At 43.7% G+C, this 19,028-nt stretch carries 12 protein-coding genes; 7 read left to right on the forward strand and 5 right to left on the reverse strand.

Features of this window, described 5'->3' with window-relative positions; all coding sequences use genetic code 11:
- Nucleotides 1-3: 3 nt before the first annotated feature.
- Nucleotides 4-993, reverse strand: coding sequence for a hypothetical protein (locus NLF99_RS03920; protein WP_254526776.1), 990 nt, complete (start codon nucleotides 991-993; stop codon nucleotides 4-6).
- Nucleotides 994-1,152: 159 nt separating this feature from the next.
- On the opposite strand from NLF99_RS03920, the gene NLF99_RS03925 reads away from it, so the two are divergent.
- Both NLF99_RS03925 and NLF99_RS03930 read left to right on the forward strand, forming a co-directional pair.
- Nucleotides 1,153-4,488, forward strand: coding sequence for a DEAD/DEAH box helicase (locus NLF99_RS03925; protein WP_254526777.1), 3,336 nt, complete (start codon nucleotides 1,153-1,155; stop codon nucleotides 4,486-4,488).
- Between the two features lie 144 nt (nucleotides 4,489-4,632).
- Nucleotides 4,633-6,609, forward strand: coding sequence for a histidine kinase (locus NLF99_RS03930; protein WP_254526778.1), 1,977 nt, complete (start codon nucleotides 4,633-4,635; stop codon nucleotides 6,607-6,609).
- Nucleotides 6,610-6,754: 145 nt separating this feature from the next.
- Here NLF99_RS03930 and NLF99_RS03935 read toward each other — a convergent pair whose 3' ends face one another.
- Nucleotides 6,755-7,828 carry a leucine-rich repeat domain-containing protein gene (locus tag NLF99_RS03935; protein WP_254526779.1) on the reverse strand — a complete coding sequence of 358 codons (1,074 nt, stop codon included), beginning with the start codon at nucleotides 7,826-7,828 and terminating at the stop codon, nucleotides 6,755-6,757.
- A 203-nt stretch (nucleotides 7,829-8,031) separates the two neighbouring features.
- On the opposite strand from NLF99_RS03935, the gene NLF99_RS03940 reads away from it, so the two are divergent.
- Nucleotides 8,032-8,973 (forward strand): glycoside hydrolase family 43 protein, encoded by a 942-nt coding sequence (locus NLF99_RS03940; RefSeq protein ID WP_254526780.1) that lies wholly within the window; start codon nucleotides 8,032-8,034, stop codon nucleotides 8,971-8,973.
- A gap of 4 nt (nucleotides 8,974-8,977) precedes the next feature.
- Here NLF99_RS03940 and NLF99_RS03945 read toward each other — a convergent pair whose 3' ends face one another.
- Entirely contained in the window at nucleotides 8,978-10,159 is a 1,182-nt protein-coding gene (locus NLF99_RS03945; protein WP_185212711.1) for an MFS transporter, read from the reverse strand.
- A gap of 226 nt (nucleotides 10,160-10,385) precedes the next feature.
- Here NLF99_RS03945 and NLF99_RS03950 point away from each other — a divergent pair, with 226 nt between their 5' ends.
- Nucleotides 10,386-13,568 (forward strand): S41 family peptidase, encoded by a 3,183-nt coding sequence (locus NLF99_RS03950; protein ID WP_254526782.1) that lies wholly within the window; start codon nucleotides 10,386-10,388, stop codon nucleotides 13,566-13,568.
- Nucleotides 13,569-13,647: 79 nt separating this feature from the next.
- Here NLF99_RS03950 and NLF99_RS03955 read toward each other — a convergent pair whose 3' ends face one another.
- Nucleotides 13,648-13,830, reverse strand: coding sequence for a hypothetical protein (locus tag NLF99_RS03955; RefSeq protein ID WP_185212709.1), 183 nt, complete (start codon nucleotides 13,828-13,830; stop codon nucleotides 13,648-13,650).
- A gap of 713 nt (nucleotides 13,831-14,543) precedes the next feature.
- On the opposite strand from NLF99_RS03955, the gene NLF99_RS03960 reads away from it, so the two are divergent.
- Nucleotides 14,544-16,106 (forward strand): calcineurin-like phosphoesterase C-terminal domain-containing protein, encoded by a 1,563-nt coding sequence (locus NLF99_RS03960; protein ID WP_254526784.1) that lies wholly within the window; start codon nucleotides 14,544-14,546, stop codon nucleotides 16,104-16,106.
- 202 nt (nucleotides 16,107-16,308) lie between these two features.
- Here NLF99_RS03960 and NLF99_RS03965 read toward each other — a convergent pair whose 3' ends face one another.
- Entirely contained in the window at nucleotides 16,309-16,614 is a 306-nt protein-coding gene (locus NLF99_RS03965; protein ID WP_254526785.1) for a hypothetical protein, read from the reverse strand.
- Nucleotides 16,615-16,907: 293 nt separating this feature from the next.
- Between NLF99_RS03965 and NLF99_RS03970 the strand changes: the two genes are divergently transcribed.
- The gene (locus tag NLF99_RS03970) at nucleotides 16,908-17,579 is read left to right on the forward strand and encodes a DUF1080 domain-containing protein (RefSeq protein WP_254526787.1); all 672 of its coding nucleotides are present in this window, start codon (nucleotides 16,908-16,910) and stop codon (nucleotides 17,577-17,579) included.
- Between the two features lie 21 nt (nucleotides 17,580-17,600).
- The gene (locus tag NLF99_RS03975) at nucleotides 17,601-18,971 is read left to right on the forward strand and encodes a Gfo/Idh/MocA family protein (protein ID WP_254526788.1); all 1,371 of its coding nucleotides are present in this window, start codon (nucleotides 17,601-17,603) and stop codon (nucleotides 18,969-18,971) included.
- The last annotated feature ends 57 nt before the right edge of the window (nucleotides 18,972-19,028 follow it).

A 19,028-nucleotide genomic window follows, 5' to 3' on the forward strand; every position in this document is an offset into this window, starting at 1 on the left:
AGATTAATCGACAACTTCAATGGATTGCGGGTCTTCCGCATCGTATAAGATATTTATTTGGTTCCCAACAGCAATTCCGGAAATGTCCAGGAGGCCGTACAACTTCTTAAAAGAAGCTACAATGGTTTTTCCCTTGTCCTGAAACTCTATTGTAACCATTATTTGAGGCTTTTCATTGACTGAAAGGTTCGTTTCTTGAGTCGACACAATGGTCGCGATAGCGGGTTTTCCATAGAGAAGTAAACGATCCGAATTAGTAGATTTAGGCAAAAAAGAATTGATAAAAGAGAAAACCCCGAGATAGATCAATGCCAGTAATGGCGAGAGAATAAAGGGATGCCCAAAGGACAGATAGCGCCATCCAGCATCTTGGCTCTCATAAAGCATTCCATAAATCAATAGCCCTATGGGCGTCAATATCAAAACGGCAAGTACGGAGTAAGCGTAGATCAACATGCTTTTGTCGATTTTTACCTTTGCGTCTTCCAACATTATCCTTGGTTTTTTTGGATCCGTGCTGACCAACAATCCAATATCTTTTCCTACTTGGTAACGGTTCATTTCAGGCTTGGTATCGACAAACGGTAAACTAAATGTCAACTCTGATTTTACTAGGTTCACAAAGGAGATCTTGATCATTTTGCTTTCTCCATCGGCAGTTTGCTGCAAGATCCTTTGCTCGACTATTTTGCCTTTAATTCTTTTACCCTCTTTTATTAGGTCTTTATAATCTCTTTTAGCTTTTAATAGGTTGGAAAGGGATCTCTTAAAAAACAGATAGATTACGGTAAGCCAGAGGAGTAGGCCCAATCCTAAATAAAAGAAAGCGGTTGCTGGAGATTTATCTAAATCGTATTTCCAATCGCCTTGTTGTGAATGGATTAGGATCGGAAGGCCGATGGCCATCAATAATAAGAAGATGGTCCCAAAGGATAATCCTAAGACTACATTGAAAGTCTTAGCAGGATTTGGTCTGTGGTTTAAGCTACTCATTTTAAACACAATATAAATAAAATTAATCCATGAATTAAAACAAATGTTATTATTCTATAGATTTTTAATTTTGTTGAATCTTTTGGCAATTAATATCAACAAAGCAATCTCAAAAAGATCAAATTTTCGTATTCTTACTTCCGCATTCAATCCGCTTCCATGGGAATAGATAAAGAACATATTCTTCCAGCCTACAATTTCAGCAAGCTTTCCGTATTTGAAATACTCAAGCATGTCGAGCGGGCAAGCTTTATGGACAGCAAGGATTACAGGAACATATATCCCGTCAGCATAGAATTAAACTGTGGAGTCTTTACAAAGGCTGCTGTTGGACTTGAATACCCAAGGGTATCCGTGGTTCAGATGTCGGATCGGATTGTAACAAGTTGTTCCTGTGGAAACTATTCCAAGAAGATGTGTGAGCATCAGGGAGAGGTCATACATGCCATCTTGGAAAAGGAAGAATACCGGGTTTTCTTTGATGCCGAACTTCGGGAAAAAACATTGAAACAATATGCAAAGCCTTATGGCTTAGATAATGAGCCCGATCTAGACCGCTACTTTGATCTGCACTATGTGGATGGAAAACTGTCGGTAGAGCCTAAGATCCAGGGTTTGTTGCCCTATGACAAACAGGCCATGGCAAAGGGTCTAAGTCCAAAACAAGTCAAACTAAAAACCACAGCTCAGGATATTTTAACAAAGAAACCCTTTATCCTGATTGACAAACACCGGTATTATAGCCAATTGAACTTTCAATTGATGAAATCAGATCAGACTAAGGCCGGAAAGATCAAAAATCCTATTGAGACGATGGATCCTATGGCCCAAGTTTGGAAGACCAATGAGCCAGAACTACTGAAGTTTTATACAGCGATCCATAGCTTTCAGAATAAATACAACGATGATGAACTTGATCTGGATGCCGAACCCTTAAAACAGATCATAAAGAACCCTTTGGGTTTAGACTTTTACATCCATGACAGCAAAGTATCCGAATCACTTTCTCCCAAATCCCTAGCCTTAGTAAAGTTTGAACAGCTGCAAGCTGAAATCAGGCTAACGGTCCTTAAAAAAGAGCCTTTCTATGAAATTACAGGTGAATTGCTATTCAAGGACAACATATTAGGATTCAAAGAGCTGAACATCCGCAACGATTATCTGCTTTATTATCGCAAGACCCTCTATTTTATCGACAATCCAGACCTATTGCGGGTCATCAAATTTTTCAAGGCCAATAATGAAATCCTGGTCCTTCATGCAAACAAGTATGAGGAGTTCTTCCAGGATATCCTTTCGCCATTAGAGCACATCCTTCACGTCAATTACAGCTACATCAAGCAGGCGACCCCTGCACAGTTGAAGGAGAAGAGCTATGAGCAACAGAAGCTCATCTATCTCGAACAGGAAGGCAATTACATTTCCATAGTGCCAGTCATGAAATATGGGGAAATAGAAGTACCTACAACCTCTAAAAAACAGCTTTTTGATACCGATCAAAACGGCAATGTATTTCAGCTCGAAAGGGATTATGTAGAAGAGGATAAATTAGTTTCCAGTATTATGGAAAAGCATCCGGATTTCGAAAGCCAGGTCGTGGAAAGGAATTATTTCTATCTGCATAAAGATAAGTTCTTGGATGACGATTGGTTTATTGAGGTCTTTGATGAGTGGCGTGAGGAGGATATTTCCATTTTAGGCTTCAGTGAAATCAAGAACAATAGGGTCAATTCGCATAAAGCCAAAATCTCGATAGAGATTATCAGCGGCTTGGACTGGTTCAATGCCAAGTTGAAGGTCGGATTTGGAAACCAACAGGCAGCCCTGAGGCAGATCCACCGGACCATACGCAACAAAGGCAAGTATGTACAGCTTGATGATGGCAGTCTGGGATTGCTTCCAGAGGAATGGATCGAGCGAATTGCAGCCTTTTTCCAGATCGGAGAAATAGACCAGGAAATGATTACCATACCGAAGATTAACTACTCTGAGGTTTCCGATCTGTTTGACAAAGAGATCATGAGCAAGGAAGTGCAGCATGAAATCGAATTGTTAAAAAGCGACTTTTCATCTGAACTGAAGATCACTCCGGTCACAACCCCGAAAGACCTGAAGGCCGAATTAAGGGAATACCAACAAGAGGGCCTTAACTGGCTCAATTTTCTTGATACTTACAACTTTGGAGGTTGCTTGGCAGATGATATGGGATTGGGAAAAACCATACAGATCCTTGCCTTTATCCTTTCCCAAAAAGAAAAGCATGGGCAAAAAACCAACCTGATTGTGGTTCCTACATCGCTTCTTTTCAATTGGGAGGATGAAATAGCAAAATTTGCACCTTCGCTGCAAGTAATAAAGCATTATGGACCAGACCGAGTTAAGGATGTCGACCACTTTGAAAACCATGATGTGGTCCTCACGACCTACGGGATGTTGCTTTCAGATATCAGGTTCCTGAAGAACTTCAAGTTCAATTATATATTCCTGGATGAATCCCAGGCAATCAAGAACCCGAATTCTGAAAGATATAAAGCAGCCCGGCTGTTGCAGGCAAGGAACAGGATCGTGCTGACTGGAACGCCAATCGAGAACAATACATTTGATCTCTATGGGCAGCTCTCCTTTGCTAGCCCAGGCTTATTGGGCAGCAAGCAATTTTTCAAGGACACCTATGCTATTCCTATCGACCAATTCCAGTATACCAAAAGGGCGATAGAGCTGCAGGAAAAGGTGAAGCCCTTTATCCTTCGCCGAACAAAGAAGCAGGTGGCTAAGGAGCTTCCGGAGAAGACGGAAATGCTCATCTACTGTGAAATGAATGATGAACAGCGGAAGATCTATGAGGCTTACGAGACAGAACTGCGCGAATTTATATCGGCCAATGAGGATGAGGATATCAAGAAAAACAGCATGCATGTCCTTACAGGGCTTACCAAGCTGAGGCAGATCTGCAATTCTCCAGTATTATTGAAAAAGGGGCACTCCGCAGAAAATGCCGTAAAGGTTGAAATCCTATTGGAGCAGATTGAAAACAAGTCCAAGGAGCACAAGATCTTGGTCTTTTCACAATTTGTGGAAATGCTGGATATCATCAGGCCCGAATTGGAAAAAAGGAATATCCCCTTTGAATACTTGACGGGACAGAGCAAGGATAGGGGCAAGAAGGTCCATAACTTCCAGAACAATGAGGAAGTCCGTGTCTTTCTGATCAGTCTAAAGGCCGGTGGGGTAGGCTTGAACCTTACAGAAGCAGATTATGTCTACCTTATTGACCCCTGGTGGAATCCTGCTGCCGAAAATCAGGCAATCGACCGTTCCTATAGGATTGGACAGACCAAACATGTGGTGGCCGTACGACTGATCTGTTCTAATACCATAGAGGAAAAGATCCTGAAGCTTCAGAAACGGAAAAGCCAACTTGCCCAAGATTTGATACAATCAGAAAACGCCTTCTTCAGCTCTCTCAGCAAAGGCGACATTTTGGATATTCTTTAATAGGCAGGCTTGATTATCAATTAATTGATAATAAATCCTTTGGAATAAATTTTCCTTCGATTCAATTATTTTGTACATTTCCCTTAATTTCAATAATTTAGTTGATAATAATTAACTACGCTAGCTGATTTCTCAACCTTGACTATGAAGTATATTATTTCCCTTTGCCTATTATGCTGCCTGACCCTATCTGCTTTTTCACAATTGGTTATCCGGATTGATGAAGACCATGAATACCTGAAAACATTAGAAAAGAGACTCCTGGATGCCAAGACGGATAGTGCCAAAGCGATGACGGCTTTCCGGCTATCCTATATGTACAAGAAGTATAGGAACATGGACCTTGCCAAGCAGCGTCTGGAACAGGGGGTAAAGTATGCACAAGGAAATAACCTCCTAGAAGGGATAGCCAGTTACAACGAAGCCCTGTTTGGTATCGGTCTAGAGGACATGAGCAAGATTGAAAACAACCTTAACCGTAGCGACAGCCTGCTTAAAGACATACAGGATCCAGAAGCCAAGAAGACCTTGAGCGGCCTATGGATCATGCGTGGCGTCCTCAGCCAGCTAAAAGGGAACGAGAAAGGCGGTCTAGAGTCCTACATTAACCATGCGCTTCCCTATGCCAAGGAATCCAAAGATAAATTCAGCATTGCCAATGCCAATAAATTCGTGGCCACCAGTCTTTTAAACGCGACTGAACGGGTACGCGGAAATGACTACCTCAAAAATGCACTTGCACTCTTCAAGGAAGCTCCTGCCGAAAGTGAGATCACGAAGTTGGAGGGCATATTGGAAGTAACCATCTTGCTTGCTGAAAACAACCTATACCTGAATGACCTGCATTCCAGCAAAGCCTATTTGGATGCCGCCTATGCAGTATTGAAGGACTATCCTGAATCCAATGTTTTCCTGTTCTATTATTTCCCCGAAGGGGTTTATTATGAAAAGATGGGTAAATATGTACAGGCGATCAACAGTTTTGACAAGGCCATTGCTTTTCAAGGCTCCGGTCCTGAGAACTTCTACATCAACCGTTCGAAATTTGCCAAGTTCAACCTATTGCGTAAGATAGGCAGGAATGCGGAAGCCATCGATGTGATGCAGGACCTGCTGAAAAGTACAACCCTGTTGCCTAGTGACCGTAATTCCTATGCCAACCTCTTGGCCGAGACCTATGCCAATACCGGAAACATGAAGGAGGCCTATGAATGGTCCCAAAAATACATCACGGTAAATGATAGCTTGCATGCCGCAGATTACAAAAAGGATATGCTGGATATGGAAAACAAATATCAGTCAGCAGAAAAGGCCAAGCAGATTTCCCAGTTACAGGCAGAGAAACAGGCTGCCGAGCTGGTACAGAAGAACCAGAGGCTTTGGGTGCTGCTCCTTGCAGTCGGTGCTGCGGTGCTCTTGTTGGCCTTCCTATACCTGAACAATATCCTGAAAAACCAGAAAAGAGCCAATGAATTCAAGTTCAAGGAACTGGAGCAACAAAGGGAATTGCAAGTAACAAAAGCCTTCTTGGAAGGGGAGGACAAGGAACGGCAAAGGATCGCCCAGGACCTGCATGATGGCCTTGGAGGCGCACTCTCTGGCATCAAGATGAAGCTATCTGCCGTGCAGAACAACTTCCAGGAACCTGAAATAGACAGTTCCGTCGATCAGCTTGACCGATCCATAATAGAACTGCGTCGAATTGCCCACAATATGATGCCGTCCAATCTCCTGCGAAGTGGGCTGGATGTTGCCTTAACGGACCTCTGCAGTGCCCTTTCCAGCAGTAAGACCGAAATAGAGCTGCAAACCGAAGGCTTAGACCCCAACTTAAACCAGCATTATCAGGTCAATATCTATCGGATTATCCAAGAGCTTCTGAGCAATGCCCTTCGTCATGCAGATGCCAACTATATCTTGGTCCAATGCATCCAGAATGACGAGCAGATCTTGATCACCGTTGAAGATAACGGCAAAGGATTCGACCTTTCAAGAGCAAAAGCCTCCAATGGAATGGGCCTCAACAATATTCAGAACCGTGTCGACATCATGAAAGGAAGTTTGGATTATGATGTTATGCCAGAAGAAGGAACCATAGTGAATATTGAACTGACGGTGTAAAAGCTACATTTACGATATTGCGGGCGTATTCAATACGCCCTTACACTGCGTAATACCATTCTAGGGTTATTTTATTTTTCCCACGCCACGATCATGGCCCATCCTCTCATCCATTCCATCCTGGTTCAAAACCCACCCCCCCTCACTACACAATCACCTTTGTGCCCTTCAAAGCCTTAACAAGATTCACTTTCTCCTCCTCCGGAATAGGATTGGTACTGATGCGTAACTTTTTCAGCCAGGTCATCTGCTGCATGGATTCCGGAAGGTGCTTTACCTTGTTGTTGTCAATATCCAGCTCTCTTAAGGAAGTCCATTCGGCAATGTTTTCAGGAAGCTTAATACTGGTCTGGCAGCTCCATAACTGCAGGTCCTGTAGGTTAGCGAGCTCCTTGATGCTATTGAACAGGTTTTGGAGATCGATCGGAGGATTGAAATTCGAATTTATTTTAAGGGTCCTTAACTGGTTCAGGTTTTTTATATCGGCTGGGATGGTCTTGATTCCGTTCTGTCCTAGATCCAACAGTCTTATGCCACTCAACTCAAAAAGCGCCTTAGGAAGGACCTTAATGCCATTACCACTTAGGTTCAGTTCCTTTAGCCCTTGTAGTTTATTGATATTTTCAGGAATGCTTAACATTCCACTTAGCGAAAAGCTCAAGTTCTCCAGTTTTGGAAGGGTAGAAAGGACCTCGATTACAGCTTCAAAATCAATTGGCTTAGCCTTTCCTTCAAACAGGAGCTGCGTCAATGTAAAGGATTTTAAGTTCACCAACTTCGAAAAGCTGTCGGGGATACTGGTTAACTTTGGGGTATAAAATTCAATTTCCTCTAGGGAAGTAAGCTCAAAGAACTCCTCCGGGAAACCATAGATCTGTTCATGGATCACCAATTTCTTGAGCTTTTTCAATTGGGCGAGTTCTTTCGGCAAGGCCTTCTTGATCGGTGAATCAAAAGCAAGGAATTCCAGGTGCTGCGCCTTAGTAATATTGGCCGGCAAGGTCTCCATGTCATTCAGGGAAATATCCAGTTTCTTTAAATGGGGAAGCTGAAATAGCCAGTCAGGAATTTCGTAGATATTGTTTCCGGTCAGTTTAATCTCCTCAACCAACTTACATTCCTTTAGCACCTCTGGAACGTCTTCCAGCCATTTCTCAGATAAATTAATTTTCTTGATCGTATCCTTCTCTTCGACTATCTTTTTCAGGTATTTTTCCATGCGGTAGATGCGGTTAAATGTGAATCCTGCAGCTTGCAATTACTCTTTATATAGCAAAGCCTGTTTCTTAAATATATTGAAATTTTTCTATTCATGACAAAAATTAATTGGTCACGAGTGGAGCGATATTTCCTTGATGCAGGGGTTAAACCTTGTGGAAATCCCTATTTTCATTATATTTGAGTTATCACAAAACCTAAACCATGTACAATAAACTAATTTCCATTTTGGCAACCCTATGTTTTGCATTGACGGCTTCGGCCCAGCAGGACTCAGCCTATGTGTTTTCTTATTTTAAGGGAAATGGGGAAGATGGCCTTCATCTCGCGTACAGTGAGGATGCCCTGAAATGGACCGCCTTAAAAAACGATGCCTCTTTTCTCACACCGAAGCTGAGCCCCGATAAATTGATGCGCGACCCTTGTATCATAAAGGGTGGCGATGGGCTCTATCACATGGTCTGGACCGTTAGCTGGACCCAGAAAGGTATAGGACATGCCAGCTCAAAAGACTTGATCAATTGGTCTGAGCAGCAATATATTCCCGTGATGGAACATGAAGAGAATACCAGGAATTCCTGGGCGCCTGAAGTCACCTATGATCCAGAAAGCAAACAGTACATGATATATTGGGCTTCCACCATTACCGGAGAGTTTCCCGAAACACAGGTAGAGGCAGATAATGGCTATAACCATCGGATGTACTATACCCTGACAAAGGATTTCAAGACATTCTCGGAAACCATGCTGCTCTATGATCCAGGTTTCAACTCGATCGATGCCACAATCCTGAAAAATGGAACCAACTGGATGATGGTCATCAAGGATGAAACCCGCGAACCTAAGGCGGAGAAAAACCTAAAACTTGCTTTTGCAGATAGCTTAGAGGGTCCTTACAGCGATGCCAGCGAGAAGATCACCGGAGATTATTGGGCCGAAGGACCCACCGTAGCCAAAATAAACGGGGAATACTATGTTTATTTCGACCGGTACATGGACAATCATTTTGGCCTGATCAAATCAAAGGACCTCAAGACCTGGACCGATATCAGCGATCAATTGGAATTGCCAAAAGACCTGAGACATGGCACCATACTAAAGATTTCAAGAAAAGAATTGGACAAGCTTAAGGCTGTAAAGCCTTAAGCCTTTATTGCTCCCTAAAGATTTTCAGTCGGCTGGTCATGATGAACATCAAGAAGCCGAACATAGAAAACAGGGCAAATGAATATCGTAGATTGAATATCTCGGCTACATATCCGATCAACGGAGGGCCCATTAAGAACCCGAGATAGGAGATACTGGAAACCATGGCCAAGGCCACACCGGCAGGAATGGTCTTATGCTTGCCAGTTACGCTGTAAACCGTAGGCACATTGCAGGCAACGCCTAATCCGACCAGCATAAAGGCCAGTGTACAGACCCAAAGGTTCGGAAACACAACAGAAGACAACATCCCCACAAACATCAGGATTCCACTGATCTGTAGGGTCCTTTGTCTACCAATTTTGCTGATGATGGCATCTCCGATAAAACGGCCGGTTGCCATCATGATCATAAAGGAGGCATATCCCAATATCACTAAGTTCTCTGGGGCATGTACAACATCACTGAAGTACACTCCGCTCCAATCAAACATGGCGCCTTCCGTTGCCATACTGAAGAAACCTATGATACCCAGTTGTACGATCAATGCATCCGGTTTAAACTTGGTCTTTTCTTTTTCCTTCTTCTCGGTACTGACTTCCGGAACCAAAAACTGTTTGTTCAACAGGATATTGATGGTCAAAAGGACGATAACCCCGATGAAATGGCCATAGGTGTTGATATTGAAGTTCAAGGTCAACAAACCGATCAATGCACCGGTGAATCCCGCCAAGGACCAAGCCCCATGGAAGGATGACATAATGGACCTTCCGTAAAGCTCCTCGGCCAATACGCCTTGGGTATTGACGGAGATATTACAGATGTTGCCCGTTACCCCAAAAAGGAAAAGTGCAGCACCCAAAAACCAGGCGTTTGTTGAAAAAGCGATGAACAACAATACCAAAGCATAGAGGAATGCCGCCCAAGGCAATATTTTATGGCTACCGTATTTGTTGACCAAGGCTGCCGAAATAGGCATGGTCAGCAATTGGCCAATCGGTAACATCAATAAGATGGTTCCCAACTGGGCTTCAGACAGCCCCAATGCTGTTTTGATGGTCGGGATACGGCTTGCCCAACTCGCAAAGCCCAAACCTTGACCAAAGTAAAATAAGGCTACCGCCCACCGGATCCTGCTTTTCATGGATTGAGAGACATGGTTGCCTGCCTCACCTAATGATGTCATCGTTGATAAATTTGTAACAAAAATAGCACATTTTTCAGATAAGTAGTATAGATAAGTGTAAAAAATACACAATTCTAACTATTTATTAATCTTGCCGTTATAACCAGTTTTCATTCTGTTCCTTTTCATGGTTTCGTTGAAATCCGCAAATTCCAAGTTCAGGTTTTAATATTACTGAAATTGAATTGTACATTTGTTTTGAATCAATTCAAAATTGACCCAATTTATGAATAAAACACTACTGTCACTAGCCTTGTTGTTAGGGGGATCCATGCAATTGAAGGCTCAGGTTCAACCGACCTTTTTGTCCAATCCTACCCTCAGTCCCGATGCCCAAACCATTGTCTTCAGTTTTGAGGGCGATCTATGGAAAGTAGCAACAGCTGGCGGACCGGCTCTGCGCCTAACGGCAATGGAGGGCAATGAAGTCATGCCAAGGATCTCTCCAGATGGGCAATGGCTGGCCTTCTCTTCCAACCAAAATGGGAATATGGATGTCTACATCATGCCGATGGCCGGTGGAAACATCAAACAGATTACCTTCCACGAAGCTAGCGATGAGGTCGATTCCTGGAGCTGGGACAGTAAACAGCTATATTTTACCTCTGGACGCGAGAACCGCCTCAGCAGCTATAAGGTAAGCAAGGATGGTGGTACCGCAGAGCGTATCTTCCCACATTTCTTCAACTATATCCATAATATGGTGGAGACACCAAGCGGAGAATTGCTTTTTACCGACTCTTGGGAAAGCTATAGCGCAGCCAATAGAAAGCGATATAAGGGCGCATTTAACCCCGATATCAAGGGTTACAACCCTAAAACAAAAGCCTATAAGGAGTACACGACCTATGAAGGCAAGGACCTTTGGCCAACCGTGGACAGCAAAGGCACGATCTTCTTTGCCTCCGATGAAGGTAATGACGAATACAATCTTTACAGTATAAGCAATGGGCAAAAACAAGGCCTGACCCAGTTTCCTGAGTCTATCCGTAGCCCGCAGGTTGCGGCGAATGGTGCTGCGGTAGTCTTTGAAAAAGGATATCAGCTATTTGTCTATGACGTGGCCAGCAAGAAAACCACGCAACCCGCCATTAGCCTGAGCCGAAACCAGGTATTGGGCAAGTCCAAGGAATTTGATGTCAAGAGCAATATCAGCAATTTTGATGTCTCTCCCGACGGAGAGAAAATGGCCTTTGTGTCGAGGGGCGAACTGTTTGTCTCGGATGTGGATGGCAAGTTTATACGGCAGATGCCTAGCCAAGGCGAACGGATTTCTGAGGTCATGTGGCTGAAGGACAATAAAACCTTGGTCTACAACCAGACCCTGAACGGCTATCTCAATTGGTATTCCCGCTCAGCAGATGGGAAAGGCGAAGCAAAGCAACTGACCCAGGACAACAGGAACAACCGTGATATTAACTTCAATAAAGAGAATACCAAGGCGGTTTACCTGAGTGGACGCGATGAAGTCCGTTTATTGGACTTGGGGTCCCTGAAGAGTGAAACCATCGTCAAAGACGAGATCTGGGCCTTCCAGAACTCTTCCCCGTCTTTCTCTCCTGATGGAAAGTATGTGCTCTTTACGGCCATCCGCAATTTTGAACAGGATATCTTCGTGTACAATCTCGCAGATAAGAAAACGCTGAACCTAACGAATACCGGCGTAACGGAAGCTTCACCGGCATGGTCGCCTGATGGTAAATATATCTACTTCTCCAGCAACCGAACCAAACCATCCTATCCAACGGGAATGGAAAATGCCAGTCTCTACCGGATGGCCCTTGAGAATTATGATGAACCCTACCGCATCAGCAAATTCGACGAAATGTTCAAGGAAACCGAAAAGGAGACGGTAAAGAAAGATAGCACAGCGACCAAAAACGAAAAGAAAAGCAAGGACAGCAAAGCAAAACCAGCCGCAAAGGAGGAAAAGAAAGATGATAAAAAGGTTATCGTAAGCATTGACGTACAAGGCCTTTCTGACCGGATAACCCAAGTCAGTCCGCAGGCTGGTACCCAATACAACCCTATTTTGTTTGCAAAAGGGGATAAAACATACCTATTCTACCAATCCAACCATGAGGGCAAATGGGCAACTTACCGCATTACCTTTGAACCTTTTACCAACAGCAAAACCGAAAAGGTATTGGACGGTGGTCTGCAAGCCCTTCAGGAAGTGGATGGTAAATTCTTTGCCATCAGCAATGGTAACATACAGAAATACAATATTGACCAGAACAAGCTTGAAAATGTAGATATCAATTTCAAGTTCAACCGTGATCTGGACAAGGAATTCAAGCAGATGTTCTATGAAACCTGGGCCAATGTGGAAGAGAACTACTATGACGAGAAGTTCCATGGCATTGACTGGGAAGGGATGAAAAAGAAATATGGAAACTACCTTTCGGGCATCAACAACCGTATGGACCTTCGAATCCTACTGAACGATATGCTGGGTGAACTGAACTCCTCGCACATGGGCTTCAGTACCTTTGGTACCGACGAGCGGAAGCAATATAATTTCATCACGAACGAACTCGGGGTCACCTATGACGCCAAGGATCCCTATAAGATCGCGCATATCGTTGCCAAGGGCCCTGCTTCCAAGAAAGATGTCAACCTGAAGGTTGGGGATGTCCTGGTTGCGGTAAACGGAAACAAGATCGATAAATCGCGTGACCGCGACTCCTATTTTACCTGGCCATCACTTGCCAATGAAGTACAATTGACCGTAAACCGTGGAGGTAAGGAAGAGATCATCAATATCCGTCCGCAGAGCAATGCTGCTTTCAAGGACCTATTGTACGATGAGTGGATCAAGGGAAATAGAAATAAAGTGGATCAGTTGAGCAAGAATAGGATTGCCTATTCGCACATGAAGAACATGAGCGGGGATGAACTGCAATCCTTTTTGATCGATATGGCAGAGCAGGAAAACAACAAGGATGCTGTTATCCTTGACCTTCGCTATAATACCGGTGGTAATGTGCATGACGAGGTGCTTAGGTTCCTTTCCCAACGACCTTATCTAAAATGGCAATATCGTGGCGGTAAGTTATCTCCGCAGAGTAATTTTGCACCGGCAGGAAAGCCAATCGTGCTATTGATCAATGAACAGTCCCTTTCGGATGCGGAAATGACTGCAGCAGGTTTCAAAGCGCTCAAGTTGGGTAAGATCATCGGTACGGAAACCTATAGGTGGATCATCTTTACCTCAGGTAAGGGTTTGGTCGATGGTTCGTTCTACCGCTTGCCGTCGTGGGGATGTTATACCCTGGACGGACAGGATCTGGAACTGACCGGTGTCGCTCCGGATATCGCCATCAAGAATACCGTAGCGGATCGCGTTGCGGATAAAGACCCGCAACTGGAAAGAGCAGTACAGGAAATCTTAAAGGACCTGAACTAATCGAATCTACATAAACTACAAAAGCCCTGAATTCAAACTTGAGTTCAGGGCTTTTGTAGTTTAGTATCCTTGGCTTGGATTAGGTGTTTTTTAGTTGCCTATTCTGCCTGATGAGGAGAATGGTCAAGGTAGCAAAGACCATGAAGCCAGTCCCGGCGCAGATTATCCGCCATATCTCCTTATCCAAAGAATCAAGGAGGATATAGAAGCTAAAGGATGCCAGTACCAAATTCAGCAATAATCCAAGTCTGTTGTTTTTCATATCCGTTAATTTTAATATCGGAAAAATATCTCAGAATTCCAGAGGTTAAAGGCTAAAAAACCACATTAACGAACAAATATTAATTAATAGGTAATAATTCGTTAATATTCTCTAAATATTACTGGGTTACATTTGTGCAATTATTAAAATATTTAAAGAACGAGAATCCTTATTCCATTGGTTTTGACCACGTTTGCGATAAAACTCTCCCAGAATGAAAAAGACAAAACTTCAAAATTGAAGTAAAAGAGAAACATACAGCTTCAGTTGCAGCAAACTGTAAGCGTTTTGTAGGTTGTAATTTATATTTGTTTGAGAAGGTTGCCTGTTGATCAGGCAGCCTTTTTTGTTGTGGGTTAGGCGTAGTGCATAACTCCGCTGTCGATGCTGTTCATGCATGGATCTTCCCGACATAGCCAGCTTGAATTCTTGGGATATACCATTTATTAACATTAAATACATCTTCAATTTTTCTTCGTCAGCATAAAAAATTCGAAAAAAATTTGACCATGTGCGCTTAGTCTTGTTCGACCCATATTCGGGACATATTGCGAAAATTCGGAATATGTCCCGAATAAGACCAAGTTCAGAATAGGTGATAATTCCGTATTTTAGAAAATAACAGAGGAATTTTAATATAAGATTAACTTAACAGTGGCTTAACCTTTTATTTAATTACATACCCTATGTTTGGGACAAACAACCATAAACACATGAAAAAATTATATTGGTCTTTGCTAGCATGTTTATTGACAGGAACAGCTTTCGGTCAGGACATGGCAAAGGGAACTGTCTTTATTGATGCAAATGCAAACGGTCGTCTGGACAAAAAAGAGGCTGGCTTAGCAGGGGTAAGTGTCAGTAATGGCAAGGAAGTCGTACAAACGGACAAGAACGGTAAATATCAGATCCCAGTTGATAACGACAACATCATCTTTGTGATCAAACCTTCTGGTTATGAATTGCCAGTAGATGCCGACAATCAGCCTAAGTTCTATTATATCCATAAACCAAACGGTGCCCCAGCTTTGAAATACCCTGGCGTAACGGCAACCGGTCCGCTTCCAAAGTCAATAGACTTTGCCTTAAAGGTGAAGGAAGAACCGGCGAACTTTACGGCTTTCGTATTTGGCGATCCTCAAGCCTATACAGCTGAAGAAATGGAGTTCTTCAAAAATGGCGTGGTAAATGAAGCAAAGACCAGAAAAGGTCCTCTTTTTGGGATCAGCCTTGGCGACTTGGTAGGTGATGACCTAACCTTGCACCCAAGCTATAAACAGACGATCGGTCAGATGGGCTTACCATGGTTCAATGTGATGGGTAACCACGATATGAACTATGATGTGAAGGAAGATAAGTATGCGGATGAAGGTTTTGAGAAATCCTTTGGACCGGCAAATTACTCCTTCAATGTGGGCAATGCACACTTTATCGTGCTAGACGATATTATTTATCCGCATCCAGAAACAGGAAAAGGATACCAAGGCGGGTTGAGACAAGATCAGATCGATTTCGTAGCCAATGACCTGAAGTTTGTCCCTAAGGATAAACTGATCGTCCTTGCTTATCATATCCCATTGTTTCCGGAGAATGCCAAATCATTCCGTCCGGAAGATAGAAAACAACTTTTCGATATCCTAAAGGACTACCCGAATACCTTGGGACTATCTGCTCACACGCATTATCAACAACAAAACTTCTTAACGACTGAGCACGGCTGGTCAGGTAGCAAACCTTACCATGAATACAATGTGGGAACGACCTCTGGCGACTGGTACTCTGGTCTTCCAAATGAACAGGGTATCCCCGCTTCGACCATGCGTGACGGTACGCCTAAAGGGTATGCCATCCTATCTGTAGATGGAAATCAATATAAATTCGACTATAAGATTGTGGGAAAAGATGACAGCTATACCATCGGTCTTTTTGGCCCGGCAGTGGTAAAGGCGAAATATGCAGGTCGCTATAATGTATATGCCAACTTCTTCTTAGGTTCAGCAAATGATCAGGTCCGTTATAGGATCGACAATGCAGACTGGATCGTGATGGACAGGGTTCAAGGTGAAGACCCCGCATATATGAAGGAACTGTTGGCTTATGATGGAGCCAATACCTTGGTTGCCGGCAGAAGACCTAGCGATCCGGTTCAGTCAGCCCACCTTTGGAAATTGAAGCTTCCAAAGCTTAAAGCTGGTAAACATACCATCGAAGTGGAAGCCGTAGATATGTTCGGTAGAACACATGCAGCGAAGAAAGAAATTGAGGTCGTTGAGTAAGCGGTTTTGATGTAAATATCTGTGGTGTAGGTTTTTGTGAAAAATGTTTCACGGGGAGCGTGAGGGGATTTGAACCAGGATGGGGCTCGACTCCGCTCGCCCAACGAGGATGAGAGGATGGGCCAAGATCTGGGTTTTGAACCAGGATTAATGGGATGGGAGGATAGGCCAAGATCTACCCGCAGAGGATAAATTCAATATTTTAAGAAAATAACAAAAGCGGAATTTTTGCAACAAGCAAGAATACCGCTTTTGTGCATTTTGATTCTGAACAATTAGTGAAGAATCCGTACGTTTCTTCTCCCTCAGGTCTTGTCATCCTGGACCGCAGGTTCAGGAACTGTACGCCAATGGAATCCTTTATATTATTTATTCTGAACAATTCGTGAAGAATCTGTACGTTTCTTCTCCCTTGGCTCTTGTCATCCTGGACCGAAGGTTCAGGAAAGTGCGCCAATGGAATCCATGATGTTTTTGATTGGAAAGATTGGCATTTTTCCGAGTCCATTTTGGAAAATCCTACTGTGGCACAAAAGCATTAATTATAGGTTAGTCGGAAATCAAAAAACAAATGTTGATGCCATGTCTATATTAGCGTACAGTTCCTCTACCGAAGATAGAGGATGACAGGGAGGGTGGTTCAAACCCCCATACCCCCCTTATACCACAATTTTTACAATTAATAACCCTACATGTATATACAATCTGTTCATTAATTTTTTATATTAGGGTCTATAAACCTGATAGCTAAAGGCTTGCGTCGCATTATCTTATAGACCTAAGAATTAAAATTTATTGTATATGAACATATTGAGATTTAGTGCCAATCAATGCTGTGCATTGATTTTGCTGTGTTTTTTTGGATGTTTTGGTGTTGGTTCTGCTGCTGCGCAGACGCCGGCTGAGAAGGATGAAGGTTGGATTTCGCTGTTTGACGGGAAGACCCTGAACGGCTGGAGGGTGAATGAGAACCCCGAGACTTTTTCTGTGAAAGATGGTGCCATTGTGGTGAACGGTAATGTGTCGCACTTATTCTATGATGGGGATGTCAATAACCATGACTTCAAGAATTTCGAACTGAAGATCGATGTCATGACTTTCCCGAATTCCAATTCGGGGATCTATTTCCATACTGACTTTCAGGAAAAAGGCTTTCCAGCTGTAGGTCATGAGGTACAGGTAAACCTGACCCATACGGATTGGAAGAAGTCTGGTAGCCTTTACAATGTGGTAAATGTGGATAAGGCCCCGGCAGTGGACAATCAATGGTACACCCAACATATCATCGTAAAGGGCAAAACGGTAAGGATCCTGATCAATGGGCAATTGCTATATGAATATGTGGAGCCAAACCTAAAACAGGATGCTGAACGTGGTCAGTTTATCTCGCACGGAACCTTTGCCCTGCAGGGACATGATCCGGGAAGCAAGGCCATGTTCAAGAATATCCGGGTGAAAGTACTTCCAAACTAACCAACAGCTAAGCCTCTAATTATGAACAACAAGAACCTAACTTCCAGAAGGAATTTTATCCGTACCGTGGCGGGTGTTGCGGTCTCTGCACCATTTTTCCTAGATCAAGCTTTTGCAAATGCTCCTGCCAAGAAACTGAGACATGCCTGTATTGGCGTTGGCGGAATGGGCGGGCATGACCTGCAGCAGTTTAAATCGCACCCCGATATTGAGATCGTTGCCCTATGTGATGTGGATGAAAACCACCTGAAGCAGGCGGGACAGCAGATTCCCGGTGCGAGATTATATACCGATTGGCGAGAAATGCTCGAAAAGGAGAAAAAGAACATCGACTCGGTGAACGTAACGGTTCCTGACCATAACCATTTTATCATTGCCATGGCCGCCATCGATGCAGGCAAGCATGTGTATTGCCAAAAGCCGATGTGCCATGATGTTGCTGAGGTCAGGGTTCTGACCAAGCATGCCGTAAAGGCAGGAGTGGTTACTCAATTAGGGACACAGATTGCTTCATCCATCGGCGATCGGACGGCAGTGCAATGGATCAAGGAAGGTCTGATCGGAAAGGTGAAACATGCCTATTTATGTTCCAACCGTTCGGGGATCGCGGGCTATCGCTTGGAAGGACCAAGGCCAAAGGAAACCTATGATGTTCCAGCGACCTTGGACTGGGATAAGTGGATTGGAACAGCTCCTATGCGCCCTTTTGCGCCGAGCATCTATCATCCTGGAATCTGGCGTACCTGGCAGGATTTCGGAACAGGTTGGTCCGGAGATATTGGTTGCCATATCTTCGATGCGGTCTGGAAAGGTTTGGACTTGAAAGCTCCGCTTTCCGTAGTCGCCGAAGTGCAGGAGTCTTGGAAGGATTCCTCTGAACGCAGGGCAGATACTTGGTCCCAAGGGAACCATATCAGCTGGCAATTTCCGGGAAATGAGAAAACAGCCGCAGGAGTGCTGCCATTGGAATGGTTTGATGGTGAGTTCTACCCTCCAAAGGAGGTTCAGGCGCTTTTCAATAATGGCGAGAAGTACCCCGAAGAGGCCGCAATGTTGGTCGGTACGGAAGGGGCCCTGTTGATTCCGCATGGCGGAACACCGGTATTATTGCCGCAGAGCAAGTTTAAGGACCATCAGTACCCTAAGTTGGAAGAAAGAAATCATTATCACCATTATGTGGATGCCTGTCTGAAAAAGGGGAAAACGGAATCCCATTTTGCGCAGACCGGTCCGATGACCGAAGCGATATTATTGGGTACCGTAGCGATAAGAGTGCCTGGAAAGGTCTTGGAATGGGATGCAGTGAATTTGAAATTCCCAAATGCTCCGGAAGCGGATAAGTTTTTGAAGAGGAAATATAGGAAAGGTTGGGAAGTGAAAGGTTTTGGGTAGGGGAATTATTGCCTCAGAAAAGTTGTTTTTTGTTTCGTCTTGATTTATTAAATTTAA

Origin of the sequence: Sphingobacterium sp. LZ11T8 (genome assembly GCF_024261425.1) — a bacterium.
Classification (GTDB): Bacteria; Bacteroidota; Bacteroidia; order Sphingobacteriales; family Sphingobacteriaceae; genus Sphingobacterium.